We start from the raw sequence: 13,433 nt of genomic DNA on the forward strand, positions 1-13,433 counted from the left end.
GACTATGCGGTTTGGCGTGATCGGAACCAACTGGATTACCGAGGAATTCATCCGTTCCGGCAGGGAAATGGATGGCTTCTCGCTGGAGGCCGTCTATTCGCGAACGGAAGAAAGAGCCCGAGAATTTGCTGCTATGCAAGGAATTCCCTACTGGTTTGCAGACCTGGAGGAAATGGTCAAAAGCAAGCGGATTGATGCGGTCTATATCGCCAGCCCCAATTCATTTCACGCCTCGCAAGCCTTGGTCTGCATGGAGCACGGCATGCATGTCCTGTGTGAAAAGCCGCTTGCCTCCAACGCCCCAGAAGTCAAGCAAATGATTCAGGCTGCACGCAGGCATGATGTCCTCTTGATGGAAGCAGTCAAATCCACGCTTGCCCCCAATTTCCGGGCGATTCAGGGCAATCTGCACAAATTGGGGCGGATACGCCGCTATGTCGCCAGCAACGGGCAGTATTCCTCCCGCTATGACGCCTACAAGGATGGGCAGCTGCCCAATGCCTTCAACCCGGCTTTTTCCAACGGAGCGCTGATGGATATTGGCATATACTGCATATACCCGCTCGTTGTCCTATTGGGCAAACCTCAGCGCATCCAAGCTGAAGCAGTCATGCTTGACTCTGGTGTGGACGGGCAGGGAAGCATCCTCATGCGTTACCCGGACTGTGAAGCCGCAGTAATGTTCTCCAAGATTACCACCTCTTTTCTGCCTGCCGAAATCCAAGGCGAGGACGCCACGATGGTCATCGATAAGATCAATCGTCCGCAAAAGGTGGAGATACGCTACCGCGATGGTCGCGTCGAGGACATCACAGTACCGCAAACCTCCCGCCTCATGCATTATGAAATTCGTGAATTCATGGAGTTGATCCGCACAGGAAAAAGAGAATCGTCAACCAACTCTCATCAAAATTCCCTTGTCGCAATGCAGATCATGGACGAAGCTCGCAGGCAGATCGGATTGCGCTTTCCGGCTGACGAGCACGTGGATTGGGGTACAGAAGAAGAGGAGGCGGGAACATGAAAATGTACGATGTTACAGGTGCGATCTACGAGGGGATGGCCGTCTACAAAAACAAAGCGGAGAAACAGCCGAGAATCAAGCCGCAGACCAACGGCTACGTCACAGAATCGAGAATCGAGCTGGATGTACATACTGGGACGCATGTCGATGCTCCGCTCCATATGGTCGTGGACGGAGAGACGATGGAGTCAATTCCGTTGGAAAAGCTGGTCGGGAGCTGCAAAGTGCTGGACCTGACAGCGGTAGAAGACCGAATCACGAGGCAGGATCTGGAGCGTTTTGAGATTGAACAGGGGGACTTTCTGCTGTTTAAGACAAAAAATTCGTACAGCGACGAGTTTTCCTTTGCGTTTGTCTACCTAGCTCAGGACGGAGCAGAGTATCTGGCAGAGTTGGGCGTTCGCGGCGTCGGGACAGACGCTCTCGGGATCGAGCGCAATCAGGAGGGGCATCCCACTCACAAGATTTTGTTTGCGGCAGGGATTATCGTGATCGAGGGTCTTCGCCTGAGAGAAGTGGCAGAGTCGAGGTACTTCATGGTCGCAGCGCCGCTGAAGCTGATCGGGACGGATGCTGCGCCAGCCCGTGTTTTGTTGTTTGAAGGACTGTCATAGCGACGAGAGGAAGGCAGGGGGACACAACATGGAAAAGCAGTACGTGCTTGCAATCGATCAAGGAACCACGAGTTCACGGGCGATTTTGTTCGATAAATCAGGGAAGATCATCGGGATGGCCCAAAAGGAATTCAAGCAGTACTTCCCGAAGCCGGGCTGGGTGGAGCAGGATGGCCTGGAAATCTGGGCTTCCGTGGTCAGCGTCATCGGGGAAGTGCTGGCCAACCAGCAAGTTTCAGCCCATGAAGTCGCTGCGATCGGGATTACAAATCAGCGGGAGACGACGCTTGTCTGGGATAAAGAGACAGGGATGCCGATCTATCCCGCGATTGTTTGGCAATCGCGACAGACGGCTGAGATCTGCGATACGTTGAAGCAGCAGGGATGGACGCAGCTTTTTCGCGACAAGACTGGCTTGCTGATCGATGCTTATTTTTCCGGCACCAAGCTGAAGTGGATTCTGGATCATGTAGATGGGGCAAGGGACCGCGCACAGCGTGGGGAGCTGATGTTTGGCACTGTAGACACCTGGCTGATCTGGAAGCTGTCAGGCGGAGCAGTGCACGTCACAGACTGTACGAATGCATCGCGTACGCTGATGTACGATATCCATTCCCTTCGCTGGGACGAAGAACTGCTATCCATCCTCGACGTACCTGTGCAGATGCTGCCCGAAGTACGGTCCAGCTCAGAAGTATACGCCTATACGGATAAAAATCTGTTTTTTGGCGCAGCCGTGCCGATAAGCGGGGCTGCTGGAGACCAGCAGGCGGCTTTATTTGGTCAAGCATGCTTTGAACAAGGCATGGCGAAAAACACCTATGGCACAGGGTGCTTCATGCTGATGAATACAGGCAAGCAAGCTGTTCGCTCCGAGCATGGCTTGCTGACGACGATCGCCTGGGGGATCGGGCAAGAGGTGGAGTACGCCTTGGAGGGAAGCATTTTTGTCGCCGGCTCCGCGATCCAATGGCTGCGAGATGGACTGCGCATGCTGAAAACCTCCTCGGAGAGCGAAAGATATGCGGAGCGTGTATCCTCCACCGATGGCGTGTATGTCGTCCCGGCATTCGTCGGGCTGGGGACGCCCTATTGGAACAGTGAAGTTCGTGGGGCTGTATTCGGCTTGACGAGGGGAACCAGCAAGGAGCATTTTGTCCGTGCCACGCTGGAAGCCTTGGCGTATCAGACCAAGGATGTATTGAACGCCATGGAGGCCGATTCGGGAATACAGTTGAAAAGGCTGCGGGTGGACGGCGGCGCGGTGAGCAACAATTTCCTGATGCAGTTTCAAAGCGATATGCTGGGTGTGCCTGTCGATCGCCCGCAGGTGAATGAGACGACCGCATTGGGTGCAGCGTATTTGGCTGGCCTGGCTGTAGGCTTCTGGAAGGATAAGCGGGAGATCGCCGAAAACTGGCGGATGGATCGCTCATTTACGGTAGAGATGGGGGAGGAAAGCAGGGAACGACTCTATGCTGGCTGGCAAAAAGCCGTGCAGGCAGCTATTGCGTTTGCGTAAAAAGCCTGGCTATCCGTCGAGGCGAGGGACAGCCAGGCATGGGGGAACGGGCAGAGGTTTTCGTTTGGGCAAGCTAGTCCTTGGCAGATACGCTGCCGTCTGAATGAATCCTCGCATTGATGGAGATGGACTCCAGTCGCTTGAGCAGGATCTGCCCGTCTGTATCATTCATCGGAACGGCTCGTGCCAGCTCAGCATGAACCGGGATCGCCTTGAGTGCGCAATTCCCTGATTTCGTGCAGCTTGCCTGCAAAATGATGCTTTCCCAGGTTCGGGGTTCGGTCGAGCGGGTAAAGACGAAATTGCCCAGGCTGTATGCAATCCATTTATCCTTGTACGTTTCGAAGCCTTGCAGGACATGCGGATGTCCGCCTACTACCAAGTCAGCGCCCGCGTCGATGTAGGCTCGTGCGAGTTGTGTCTGATGATCGACGGGATCATCCTTGCGCTCCTCGCCCCAATGGGGGATGACCACGACCAGATCGGCCTGGGTGCGGGCTTCCTGAATCGCTTTTACTGCAAGGGCGGGATCATAGGTGGCAGCCATTCCCGGCTTGTTTTTTCCGGCGTACCAGCTTACCTCAGGAATGACGCGGCTGAATCCAAGGAAAGCAACGCGAATCCCGTTTTTCTCGATGATGACAGGGGCATAGGCCCGTTCCATGTCTTTTCCTGCTCCGATGTAGGCAATCTGGTTTTTATCCAAAAAAGAAAACGTATCGAGAAGCCCCTCCACCCCCTGGTCCATGGAATGATTGTTCGCCAGGTTGACCACGTCAATGCCCGCTTCTTTGAGGGCAGGCAGGGCCGCGGGCGGCGACTTGTAGATAAATGCTTTGTTTTCAGGCGGAGTCCCTCTGGTCGTCACGGGCGTTTCCAGGTTGGCGATCGTAATATCGTCTTGGGCAAACCATGTTGCCACCTCTGTGTAAGGATAGTCATATCCCTTCTCTATCAGCATTTTCTCTACGTTTCCTGCCATCATGACATCGCCGACAAAGGAGAGATGAACGTGCGGCTCCGGTGCAGGCTCGGGCATCTGGCCAACACTGTCAGGCCCGGTCTCGGGAAATCGGCTAGCTTCGTCCGGATCGGAAAAGAAGGTTTTGAAGAACGAATACGCACCGACTGCCAGTACGGCGATCAAGCAAAATAGAATTGTTCGCATACTGATTTGCAGCCATATGCGGCGCTTTTTTTTGCGTTGTTCCATCACTCTTTGTGTTCGCGTCTGTTTCATTCTACCCCCCTCGATCTTCCAGGACTATTGTGAAACATTCCTATAGTATAGCAAATCGAAAGCTGGCAAAACCAGTCGGCCAGCTTGCCAGATCCAAATGAGAAGGGAGTTTGCCGGATGGAAGCAGCTTTTGACCATCTCGTCCATTTTCTTCATCGTCCCCCTGCGGAAGGGAGCGCTCTTCTTGCGCAGGCAGGTTTTCATGTTTCACCAGGTGGACGTCACCCCTTATGGGGGACCTGGAATAGTGTCAGCTATTTTGGACTTTCATACATCGAATGTTTCGCTGTGGAAAACAGCGAGATAGCAAGCAGATCGGACAACCCTTTGATTCGCCAGCTGGTCGATGAAAAGCCGGCAGGCGAGGGGTTCGGTCAGATCGCAATCCGTACTACGCAAATCCAGGAGTGGAGCAAGCGATTGGCTCAAGCTGGCCTACAGGTTACGGGTCCGGTTCCGGGCAGCCGCCAGAGAGAGGACGGGACTACGGTACGCTGGCAGATGCTGTTTGCGCGAGATCCCGAAAGCGGGATGCACCCTCCGTTTTTTATTCAATGGGAACAGGGCGATGAAGACCGGTACCTGGAGTTGAGCATGCGCGGCTTGATCGGAAGTCACCCGAATGGGGCAACGCACCTCGACGCGGTCGGCTATGCGGTTCGCAACCTTGAGGAGGCGACGGATACCTGGGGCCGCTGGTTTGGCTGGGAAGCAGGTCCCCGTGTGTTTGATGCAGAGTTGGTGGCGCATTGCCGAACCTTTTTCTTGCCTGGCGGGAATGTGACTTTGTGCGAGCCGTCCGGTGCAGGAGCGACACAGCAAATGCTGGAAACAAGAGGGGAGAGGCCATTTTTCGTCCGTATGAAAGGTGACTGCGAGAAGACGCAGCATGAGCTGTTTGGCGGGATGTACATGACTGAGCCAATGTGAAGATAAAGTTTTCAAATAAAGAAAGCAGGACGTTTGCCACAAGGGAAACGGCTCCTGCTTTTTTTGCGATCAGATAGTTTACGTACGAAGCGGTTTTTTGGTGATCTGCCTGTACATGTACAACATCGCTCCTCGCCAGGTAGCCAGCATGCCGAATGCCAGCAGGAAAAACAGCCCAGCAGTTTGCAAGGGAGTAAATGAATCGTTGATGACGAGCTTGATGATCACGCGGATCACAAGCAGCCCGCCGAGAATAAAGAACAACGCTCGGGACGGCTTCAGATAAATATCCTCACCGACCACCTCAAATCGCGATGTCATGATCAATGGAACGGACAGTACAATCCCGATCAGAAAGGCAGTCAGGTCGATAACTGGAGTGGTCGTCGTGCCAGGGAACAAAAACATGGCAAAGCCTGTTGCCATAAAAAATGGCGGCAGAATGATGCTTTTCGCAGTTACGGGTCGCTTGGCGCGTTTCATTCGCAAAAAAATGACGAAGACAGCCATGGCGATCGGGAGCAGCAGCCCAAGGGTAGAAGTTGAAAATGTGTCCATGAAAATTTCCTCCCGTAGGTTAACGATGATGTAAGTGTACACCATTCCGGGAACTCAGACAAAGGTTCCGCGTCCATCCGGCCGCAGACACTGCACTTTCCATATAAGGGAAATCAGGCTGCGGCAGGGCTTTCATCACTGCTTCTCACATCCAGCTTGTGCTTTTTACTGTACAAGTGCGTGAAAACGCCTGCGAACAAGGTGACAGTCGCGAGGCAGATCAGGTACAGGCTTAAGCCCAACAAATCGAGGGAGGCGCCTGTAATGGCCAGTGCAAGAAAGAAAAAGCTGCGATCGAGCATGCTCTTGAAAGAGAAGAAGCGCCCGTGCTGATTCTGCGGCAGCCTTTTTTGAAAAATCGTTGTCGTCACCGGGAAAAAGAAGGCGACGATGAATCCGAACAAGGCAAAGGATGCCAATACCATCACTTTATTGTCCACAAAGGTCATGCCGTATTGCGAAATTGCGAAGAAGAACAGCATCAGAGTCGAGGAGGAGACCAGATTGCGTCCACCGATCCAGCGTTTGGCCAAAAGCCCCCCGATCAGGATGCTGATTCCTTCAGCCGCGAAGATCCAACCCATGAGCTGTGGCTCTCCTTGAATGGAGCTAAAATTCAGGATCATGAGATTGACACCGCCGAGGAAAAGGGTGATCAGTCCGCTGTTGATCAATCCGACGAAGATAGCCGGATCTTTTCGGCTTGCTGTCAACACTTCGCGAAATTCAATTTTCTCCCTTTGCTGGCTCTTCTGCACGTGCGGAATCTGAACGAAAAAGGTGATTCCGGCCAAGACCACGTAGGCGACCAGAGAAAACAAATAGAGCTGGGACAACGAAAAAGCAGCCACCAGGATTCCGCCAGCGGCCGTGCCAAAGATCCGAGAGAGCGTCGAGATGTTCAAATAAGCGCTATTGGCTTTCAGAAGCTCATCCTTGGTCAGGATTGCGGGCAGGGATGATTGCAGAGTGGGAAAATAAAAGGCTGCCGAGCTTTGCATGACAATCAGGGCGACGATCATCCAGATCAAGGAATCGTAAGCGATCGCCGGAAGCATCAAGACAGGACTGATACAGCGCACCCAACTGGAAATGATCAGGACTTTTCGTTTGTCGTATGTATCGATGATGACGCCTGCCTTCGGAGACAGAAGAATGCTGACTGCCAATCCGCTCATGAGGACAAATGCTTTCAGCGTATCAGAAGGAATCAGGCCCTGCATAAACTGCAGGTTGGCAATGATAAAAATCCACATGCCGGCGCCCGCAACCACTTCTCCTGTCATCAACAGCAGAAAGGTACGATTTCTCCACAACATGGGGCCCACTCCTTATCAAATAAATTTTACTAACAAGTTTATACAGTATAGCACTTGTCAAAATATTTGTATATTCTCATTGCGCGTATTCATGCAATCGAGAACATGGTGCTGCGTTGGAATGGGTAAACTATCAGACATATCATTTACGGCCAATACGCGATAAAGGAGCTTGTTGAAGATGCTGCGAGTACGGTCGTTTTTGTTGCTGATCGGCTACGGGTTTGCTGCCACGCTTGCCATCTTCTACGGTTTGGTGGAACGCCAAAGTCTGTTTGCGACCTTTGTCAGCTTTCACCTGCTCGTCTGTCTTGGAATTCCGCTTTTTCACGGATGGCGGGAAGGGAGATTGGGCGATCATTGGCAACAGGCCTGGGGCAGGTTCGAGAGGCGCGGCGCTCTCTATGGGATCGCACTGGGTATCTTCTTTTTGGTGGGGGCCATGGCGGGCATGTGGCTGTTGCTCCAAACGCCGGGCAGTGCGGAACACATCCGAAACATTTTGGAGAATTGGGGCTTGGATAAACGCTGGATTGGGTGGTTTGCTCTCTACCTCACCGTAGTCAATTCTTTGCTGGAAGAACTGCTGTGGCGGGGGTTTGTCCTGCAACGCTTTTTACGGGGGTTGAACCGTCTGGCAGCCATCTTGTTATCAAGCTTCTTTTTTTCTCTCTATCACCTGATTGTGGCCGCCGTTTTGTTCGGGTTCTGGTGGGGCATTCTTCTGACGGGAGTCGTTTTCATCGTCGGTGTATTATGGGCTTGGATGAAAGGCTTGTTTCCCTCTGTCTATCCGACTTGGTTCAGCCATATGCTCGCAGATGCGGGCTTGGTAGGGGGAGTGCTCCTGTGGGTATTTTGACAGACGAAAAAGCCGACGCCAACGGAAAATGGATGGCTTCGGCTTATCGATCCGTTTATTTACTGCCATTGCTGCGGCGAAGCTCACGAAGCTTCAATTGCCTCATCCGCTCCTCGCGCACCTCCTGCCGATCGCGCAATGTATGCTTGTTCAGCAAATATTCGTTGGTCATGTCGCTGCTCCGGGACTCGGGCAACTGTCGCTGGCGGCACGCCTGTTGATAGCATTCCCGCAGAGCTTGAGAGGCGATGGGAAGATCCATGCGCTGATAGGGAAGGGCTTTGCGCAAATCGTCGAGCCGCTGCTCCAGCAAGCGGAGGAGGGCCGACTCATCCAGTCCCAATTCCTGCAGCTGCTCTCGTTGCTTGCCGAGGATCTCAATCGCACTGCTCAGCATTTTGATTGCTCCGTTGAAGTTGCCGCGTCGATGGTGGTAAAGGGCTACGGCGATCTGGATCAACCCTACCCATACGGGCTCCCGTTCATTGGCAGGCGCGCTTTTCCAGTACTCTTCCAAAATCTCATGACATTCAAAATAATCCCGTTCGGCATGAAACTGGATCAGATATTCCAAATAGGGTTCGGGATACATCGTGCTCACCTCACAGCTTGGTTTTCAACGGTTCTCTTGTATACTATTATAAAGGATAGACCGTTGAAATCGAGGTGCGAAGATAAAATGACAAAAGATGAATTGCTGAAAGTGCTGGAAAACAACCAGATGACCGATGTCATCGAATTGATTGAGGACGCGGAAAAAGGAGATTTGGAGGAACTGGAGTTGGCGGAAAGCCTTGGCTTGCTGCTCGACCCTGACCTCAATCGCGAAGTGCTGCAACTGCTGGAGAGCCTCGGAGTCACCATCATATACGTACGAGATGATGAGGAAGATGAGACGGATGAGGATGACAGCGAAGACAACTAGCTGCATAATCAGGCGGCAGAAGAACCAACTTGCGAAAATGCGGTTGGTTCTTCTTGATCTTGCCTGCTATTTTTGCGTCCAGACGCGATTCTTGTTGCGGGTTGCAGGGAATTTTTCTCCTCGGGCCAGTTCGATAATCATTGGATCTTGCACACTGGAGCCGGACTCGCCAATTTCCATGTAGACGCCGTTTTTAGGAGATTTTTCGCCCTCGCGAAAACGACTTTGCTCGCCCATGAATACACCTTCCTTTTTGCTGAATCTCTTGCCGCATATAGTATCTCCCGAGGCGATGGCTTCATGCCAGGCTGTCTATTGACGTGCTATTCTGAATTCATATACAGTAGGATTTAATAATAGGCAGAGGGGTGACTCTGTGTTTCGTCTTACTTTGCAGAAAGACTCAAATGTCTCGTATCACGAACAATTGTACCAACAGATCGCCGCCTCGATCCGAAGCGGCGAATTGTCACCGCACGAGCAGCTCCCTACTGTAAGAGAACTGGCTGCCCAGCTGAAAATCAACTACAATACAGTGCGCAGTGTCTACTTGCGCTTGCAGCAGGAAGGGATGGTAGATTCTCGGCAAGGGCGGGGGACCATTGTCAGCAACGTCGTCAATGACCCGCTCCTGACACGCAACCCTGCCCATCTGGCTCTGCTGGCGAAAGAAACCCTGCACAAAATAAAAGCGATGGGCTACTCCCTCGATGAATTTTCCCGCGTTCTGTCAGCTGTCGTTCAGGAAGTGAATCAGTTTCCTGTTTTGTTTTTGCGTTATACCGAGCTGGAGCTGGCAGAGTATTTGCGTCTGGTCCAATACCATCTGCCGAGCGCGATGGTCGAGGGCAGGACGTTTGAGGACTTTACCGAGCGGCTGGAGGAGGACCCCAGCTTTTTGCAGGAGTACAAGGCAATCGTCACTCATCCATCGGCAAGCATGAGGATGCGCCAAATCCTCCCCAGGGAAGCGCCGCCCGTCGTCAGCCTCGATTTCATCCCGGACCCGACTACCGTCATTCCTGCGATGGAGGCGTATCCGCGGCACACCAAAGTAGGTCTCATCTGTGCGACCATACGGGGAGCAGAGGGAATGATCCAGGATTTGCACAACGCAGGAATCACCCATCTGGAGCTGCGGATCATCGAAGCTAATCACCCCGATGTGTTTGACATGATCGCCAACTGTGATATCGTCTATATTTCCAAGCCGGGATACATGACACGGCCCCATCTGCTGACCCTGCCGAAGGTGAAGGAATACCAGGAAATTCCTGATTACCACGGCATCACCAAACTTCGCAAGATCGTCACCCAGTAGACCGTGACAAAGGCTGATTTTCCTATGGACTAGACTGATGTACCATGCGGATGACCACTCACCTACATACCTTGTTGATGTACCGATCAAGAGGGGGTGAGGTTATGGGTTGCGGATGCAGAAAGTCGAGTTGCCACAAGTGCTACTACAAAAAATGCTGCAAAAAGAAATACTACAAGAAACACTGTTACTACAAGCCATATTACAAAACCGAATGTAGAAAAAGCTATGGTCATGGTCATGGCCACAGCTGCGGATGTGGCGGTTACGGTGGATACGGATACGGCTCCTCTAGTCATGGTGGTTACGACAGCAAATACTAAGTTTATGTAGAGAAGGCGCCGACTATTTGGCGCTTTTTCGCTTTTTTTGACTATTTAGGCCCTTCTTGAAGTATATTTTTAGTACGGGATCCAATTTTTTAAAAATGGAGGGTTGAACATGAATGAGTATCTTGCATCGAGCAAGGAGGATCGGACATGGGCCATGGTCGCGCATCTGTCCACTTTGTCCGGCAGCTTTATCCCGCTCGGCAATGTTTTTGGGCCGCTGATCATCTGGCTGATCAAACGCGAGGGAAGCCCCTTTGTCGATGCGCATGGAAAAGAAGCGTTGAATTTCAATCTGTCGATTACGATTTATGCCGCAATTTCTACCGTGCTCATCTTTATATTGATTGGTGCAGTGCTGCTCTTTGGTCTTTTTGTGCTTTGGATCGTCTGTATGATCCTCGCCTGCATCAAGGCCAATGAGGGGAAAATGTACCGTTATCCGCTAACCATACGCTTTATCAAGTAAGTCCTCCTGCTTCCATGGAGCGACTTTCTTTTTTTTGCAGGAGAAGCAGATATCCAACTCGCATAAGAAGAGGGAATTTTCCGATAAAAGCAGGAAGAGCAACCCCGTCCCACGAAATCATCTTGCAGGTAAACGGTGAATCGGGGTGGTGACAGCATGCTGTCGGGCATTACTGTGGTCGATTTTTCGCACCATCTTCCCGGACCCATCTGTACCATGCGACTTGCTGAGCTTGGGGCTACGGTTCTTGAAGTCCAACCGTATCCGCAAGATCCTTCTCCATTTTCCTCTATTGCTGACGGTCCCGCCAGGAAGACGGGTGCAAGTGTTTTGCGCTCGCATCGCAATCAAAAGAGCATCTCTCTGAATCTGCGCACGGTGGAGGGGAGATCGCTCGCATTTGCTTTAGCCAGGGAAGCGGATGTCGTGGTGGAAAGCTATCGCCCGGGCGTCCTGCGTCACTTGGGGTTGGATTATGATCGGTTGTGGGAGGTTCATCCATCTGTCATTTTTTGTTCTGTGACGCATTATGGACAGAGCGGCGACCTGTACCAATTGGGCAGCAGCGATTTGAATATCCAGGCAGTAAGCGGTTTATTGTCCGCAGTTCGGGATGCTCAGGGCAGGCCGGTGGCTGGAGAGATCCCTCTGGCTGATTTCGCGGTTGGGGTCTACGCCAGCGAACAGATCTGCGCGGCATTGGTGCAGCGTGAGCGGACTGGCCGCGGAGCATATCTGGATGTCGCTTCTGCAGATCTGCTTTCCTATTGGTCTGGACTGCACGCGCTTCTTGCAAAGAGCGGCCACGCGCAACAGGCAAAGATTGATTCATCCCGTGATTTTGTGGCTTATCACGTCTATGAGACGGCTGAAGGTCAGTATGTAGCCCTGGCAGCCAGAGAAGAAAAGTTCTGGCGCAATTTTTGCCGTGCGGTGGAAAGAGCTGATTGGGAGACCATGCACACGGCAACAATCAGCGGAAATCATGATTTGTACGTGGAGTTGTGCGACTTGTTTTTGTCCCGGACACAAGCTGAATGGAGTGAATTGGGAGCAGAGGTGGACTGCTGCCTGACTGCGGTTGAAGAATGGGCCGATTGGGCAGAGAATGCCTATGTCCGCAGCCGGGAGATTGCCGATACCCTGCCGAAAGCAGGACAGGTATGGCACGAAGACCACACCCATGAATGGTTGAAGAAAAAGCTGAAAATGACGGACGCATCATTGCGACGCCTGGAGGAAATGGGCGTCATCCCTGTCCGGATATGATAAAAAAGGGGGTAGCGAGAATGGAGGAAAAAGACAAGCAGATTCTTGTCGATAAGCGAGACGGGGTATGGACCATCACCCTGAATCGTCCACAGGTGTTGAATGCCTTGACTGTCGAGATGTTCGGACTGTTGCGGGACGTGATCGTGGAAGCAGCTGAAGAGGAGGCAGCTGAATGTATAGTGCTGCGAGGTGAAGGAGGCAACTTCTGTTCCGGAGCTGATTTGAGCGTGCTCGGTTCGCTGAAGGAGGAGAGTCAGGCGCATGAGGCTCTGAGCGTCATCAACGACTTGTTAACCCGTCTGCACCAGATGCCAAAGCCGGTAATCGCCGCAATTGATGGCGTAGCGGTGGGAGCAGGATTGAATTTGGCTTTGCATGCCGATTTTGTCATCGCTGCTGAGAATGCACGCCTTCAGGAGCCATTTGTACAAATAGGCTTGACGACGGATTTCGGCGGGACGTATCTGCTGCCCCGTCTGGTCGGGATGGCGCAAGCGAAGCGCTTGGCACTATTGGCAGATCCGATCTCAGGAGAAGAGGCAGAACGGATCGGCTTGATCTACAAGGCAGTTCCCGCTGCTCTTCTCCATCAGGAAGTCGGGGACCTGCTCGCACGATTGCGGCGACTGCCCAAGCAGGCGTATTCCGTCACCAAAGAAGGGCTCAATCAAAGCCTGCAACATGATCTGGCCCATATGTTGGCTTGGGAAAAAGATCAACAGCCCGCATTGTTGCAGCATCCGGAGTTCGCAGCCCTCATACGGGCAAAAATGAAGCGATAACAACTGGAAAGATTATCCGTTGAGCCTTTCAGCATTCTGTGATAAAGTAAGAGCAACAACTTCCTGCGATGTACGTAAGGCCGTAAATGTTTCTAACCTTATACGTGTTATTCGGGAGACGAAATTTCGCTGTAGATGTCAAGCCCACCTCCTGCTGGGATGCATGGGAAGGCAGAAGCGCGAAAAAGGGTCACCCACCTGTGTGAGCGCAGGTTATAGAAACATGAGGTCAACGGCAGAGCGGGTACACGTAAAAATGCGAAACC

General features: G+C 52.4%; 15 protein-coding genes and 1 other RNA gene. 11 read left to right on the forward strand and 5 right to left on the reverse strand.

The features are described 5' to 3' along the window. Positions 1-4 precede the first annotated feature (4 nt). The 3 genes from EDM58_RS09865 to glpK are packed head-to-tail and all read left to right on the forward strand — an operon-like array spanning position 5 to position 3,160. Positions 5-1,024 (forward strand): Gfo/Idh/MocA family protein, encoded by a 1,020-nt coding sequence (locus EDM58_RS09865; RefSeq protein ID WP_122913203.1) that lies wholly within the window; start codon positions 5-7, stop codon positions 1,022-1,024. Beyond that, positions 1,021-1,638, forward strand: a complete 618-nt coding sequence (locus EDM58_RS09870; protein WP_122913204.1) for a cyclase family protein — start codon at positions 1,021-1,023, stop codon at positions 1,636-1,638. Before EDM58_RS09865 ends, EDM58_RS09870 begins: the two co-directional genes overlap by 4 nt. A gap of 28 nt (positions 1,639-1,666) precedes the next feature. Continuing rightward, positions 1,667-3,160 (forward strand): glycerol kinase GlpK, encoded by a 1,494-nt coding sequence (gene glpK, locus EDM58_RS09875; RefSeq protein ID WP_122913205.1) that lies wholly within the window; start codon positions 1,667-1,669, stop codon positions 3,158-3,160. A 73-nt stretch (positions 3,161-3,233) separates the two neighbouring features. Here glpK and EDM58_RS09880 read toward each other — a convergent pair whose 3' ends face one another. Further along, positions 3,234-4,400 (reverse strand): CapA family protein, encoded by a 1,167-nt coding sequence (locus tag EDM58_RS09880; protein ID WP_122913206.1) that lies wholly within the window; start codon positions 4,398-4,400, stop codon positions 3,234-3,236. Positions 4,401-4,517: 117 nt separating this feature from the next. On the opposite strand from EDM58_RS09880, the gene EDM58_RS09885 reads away from it, so the two are divergent. After that, positions 4,518-5,330: a VOC family protein gene (locus EDM58_RS09885; protein WP_122913207.1), complete on the forward strand. Its 813-nt coding sequence runs from the start codon at positions 4,518-4,520 to the stop codon at positions 5,328-5,330. A 78-nt stretch (positions 5,331-5,408) separates the two neighbouring features. Here EDM58_RS09885 and EDM58_RS09890 read toward each other — a convergent pair whose 3' ends face one another. Continuing rightward, on the reverse strand, positions 5,409-5,888 hold the full coding sequence (locus EDM58_RS09890) for a CcdC family protein (protein ID WP_122913208.1): 480 nt from the start codon (positions 5,886-5,888) through the stop codon (positions 5,409-5,411). A gap of 113 nt (positions 5,889-6,001) precedes the next feature. Then, on the reverse strand, positions 6,002-7,207 hold the full coding sequence (locus tag EDM58_RS09895; RefSeq protein ID WP_122913209.1) for an MFS transporter: 1,206 nt from the start codon (positions 7,205-7,207) through the stop codon (positions 6,002-6,004). Between the two features lie 181 nt (positions 7,208-7,388). Between EDM58_RS09895 and EDM58_RS09900 the strand changes: the two genes are divergently transcribed. After that, positions 7,389-8,069, forward strand: coding sequence for a CPBP family intramembrane glutamic endopeptidase (locus EDM58_RS09900; protein WP_122913210.1), 681 nt, complete (start codon positions 7,389-7,391; stop codon positions 8,067-8,069). 55 nt (positions 8,070-8,124) lie between these two features. On the opposite strand, the gene EDM58_RS09905 is transcribed toward EDM58_RS09900, so the two are convergent. Then, positions 8,125-8,661, reverse strand: coding sequence for a DUF309 domain-containing protein (locus EDM58_RS09905; RefSeq protein WP_122913211.1), 537 nt, complete (start codon positions 8,659-8,661; stop codon positions 8,125-8,127). A gap of 87 nt (positions 8,662-8,748) precedes the next feature. Here EDM58_RS09905 and EDM58_RS09910 point away from each other — a divergent pair, with 87 nt between their 5' ends. Continuing rightward, complete coding sequence (locus tag EDM58_RS09910; RefSeq protein WP_122913212.1) at positions 8,749-8,994, forward strand: hypothetical protein; 246 nt, start codon at positions 8,749-8,751, stop codon at positions 8,992-8,994. Positions 8,995-9,060: 66 nt separating this feature from the next. On the opposite strand, the gene EDM58_RS09915 is transcribed toward EDM58_RS09910, so the two are convergent. Further along, positions 9,061-9,231, reverse strand: coding sequence for a YjzC family protein (locus EDM58_RS09915; protein WP_023557326.1), 171 nt, complete (start codon positions 9,229-9,231; stop codon positions 9,061-9,063). Positions 9,232-9,370: 139 nt separating this feature from the next. Between EDM58_RS09915 and EDM58_RS09920 the strand changes: the two genes are divergently transcribed. The 5 genes from EDM58_RS09920 to ssrS all read left to right on the forward strand — a co-directional run bounded on the left by EDM58_RS09920 (position 9,371) and on the right by ssrS (position 13,418). Further along, positions 9,371-10,315 carry a GntR family transcriptional regulator gene (locus tag EDM58_RS09920; protein WP_122913213.1) on the forward strand — a complete coding sequence of 315 codons (945 nt, stop codon included), beginning with the start codon at positions 9,371-9,373 and terminating at the stop codon, positions 10,313-10,315. A 441-nt stretch (positions 10,316-10,756) separates the two neighbouring features. Then, on the forward strand, positions 10,757-11,113 hold the full coding sequence (locus tag EDM58_RS09930; RefSeq protein ID WP_122913215.1) for a DUF4870 domain-containing protein: 357 nt from the start codon (positions 10,757-10,759) through the stop codon (positions 11,111-11,113). 156 nt (positions 11,114-11,269) lie between these two features. Continuing rightward, positions 11,270-12,382 carry a CaiB/BaiF CoA transferase family protein gene (locus EDM58_RS09935; protein ID WP_122913216.1) on the forward strand — a complete coding sequence of 371 codons (1,113 nt, stop codon included), beginning with the start codon at positions 11,270-11,272 and terminating at the stop codon, positions 12,380-12,382. A 20-nt stretch (positions 12,383-12,402) separates the two neighbouring features. After that, complete coding sequence (locus EDM58_RS09940; RefSeq protein ID WP_122913217.1) at positions 12,403-13,167, forward strand: enoyl-CoA hydratase/isomerase family protein; 765 nt, start codon at positions 12,403-12,405, stop codon at positions 13,165-13,167. Positions 13,168-13,224: 57 nt separating this feature from the next. Further along, positions 13,225-13,418, forward strand: a non-coding RNA gene (gene ssrS / locus EDM58_RS09945) — 6S RNA. The last annotated feature ends 15 nt before the right edge of the window (positions 13,419-13,433 follow it).

Origin of the sequence: Brevibacillus panacihumi (assembly GCF_003710985.1) — a bacterium.
Classification (GTDB): Bacteria; Bacillota; Bacilli; order Brevibacillales; family Brevibacillaceae; genus Brevibacillus; species Brevibacillus panacihumi.

Excerpts from the sequence above, each read along its gene's own strand:
- EDM58_RS09865 (WP_122913203.1), top strand. The coding sequence starts at position 5 with ATGCGGTTTGGCGTGATCGGAACCAACTGGATTACCGAGGAATTCATC.
- EDM58_RS09870 (WP_122913204.1), top strand. The coding sequence starts at position 1,021 with ATGAAAATGTACGATGTTACAGGTGCGATCTACGAGGGGATGGCCGTC.
- glpK (WP_122913205.1), top strand. The coding sequence starts at position 1,667 with ATGGAAAAGCAGTACGTGCTTGCAATCGATCAAGGAACCACGAGTTCA.
- EDM58_RS09880 (WP_122913206.1), bottom strand. The coding sequence starts at position 4,400 with ATGAAACAGACGCGAACACAAAGAGTGATGGAACAACGCAAAAAAAAG.
- EDM58_RS09885 (WP_122913207.1), top strand. The coding sequence starts at position 4,518 with ATGGAAGCAGCTTTTGACCATCTCGTCCATTTTCTTCATCGTCCCCCT.
- EDM58_RS09890 (WP_122913208.1), bottom strand. The coding sequence starts at position 5,888 with ATGGACACATTTTCAACTTCTACCCTTGGGCTGCTGCTCCCGATCGCC.
- EDM58_RS09895 (WP_122913209.1), bottom strand. The coding sequence starts at position 7,207 with ATGTTGTGGAGAAATCGTACCTTTCTGCTGTTGATGACAGGAGAAGTG.
- EDM58_RS09900 (WP_122913210.1), top strand. The coding sequence starts at position 7,389 with ATGCTGCGAGTACGGTCGTTTTTGTTGCTGATCGGCTACGGGTTTGCT.
- EDM58_RS09905 (WP_122913211.1), bottom strand. The coding sequence starts at position 8,661 with ATGTATCCCGAACCCTATTTGGAATATCTGATCCAGTTTCATGCCGAA.
- EDM58_RS09910 (WP_122913212.1), top strand. The coding sequence starts at position 8,749 with ATGACAAAAGATGAATTGCTGAAAGTGCTGGAAAACAACCAGATGACC.
- EDM58_RS09915 (WP_023557326.1), bottom strand. The coding sequence starts at position 9,231 with ATGGGCGAGCAAAGTCGTTTTCGCGAGGGCGAAAAATCTCCTAAAAAC.
- EDM58_RS09930 (WP_122913215.1), top strand. The coding sequence starts at position 10,757 with ATGAATGAGTATCTTGCATCGAGCAAGGAGGATCGGACATGGGCCATG.
- EDM58_RS09935 (WP_122913216.1), top strand. The coding sequence starts at position 11,270 with ATGCTGTCGGGCATTACTGTGGTCGATTTTTCGCACCATCTTCCCGGA.
- EDM58_RS09940 (WP_122913217.1), top strand. The coding sequence starts at position 12,403 with ATGGAGGAAAAAGACAAGCAGATTCTTGTCGATAAGCGAGACGGGGTA.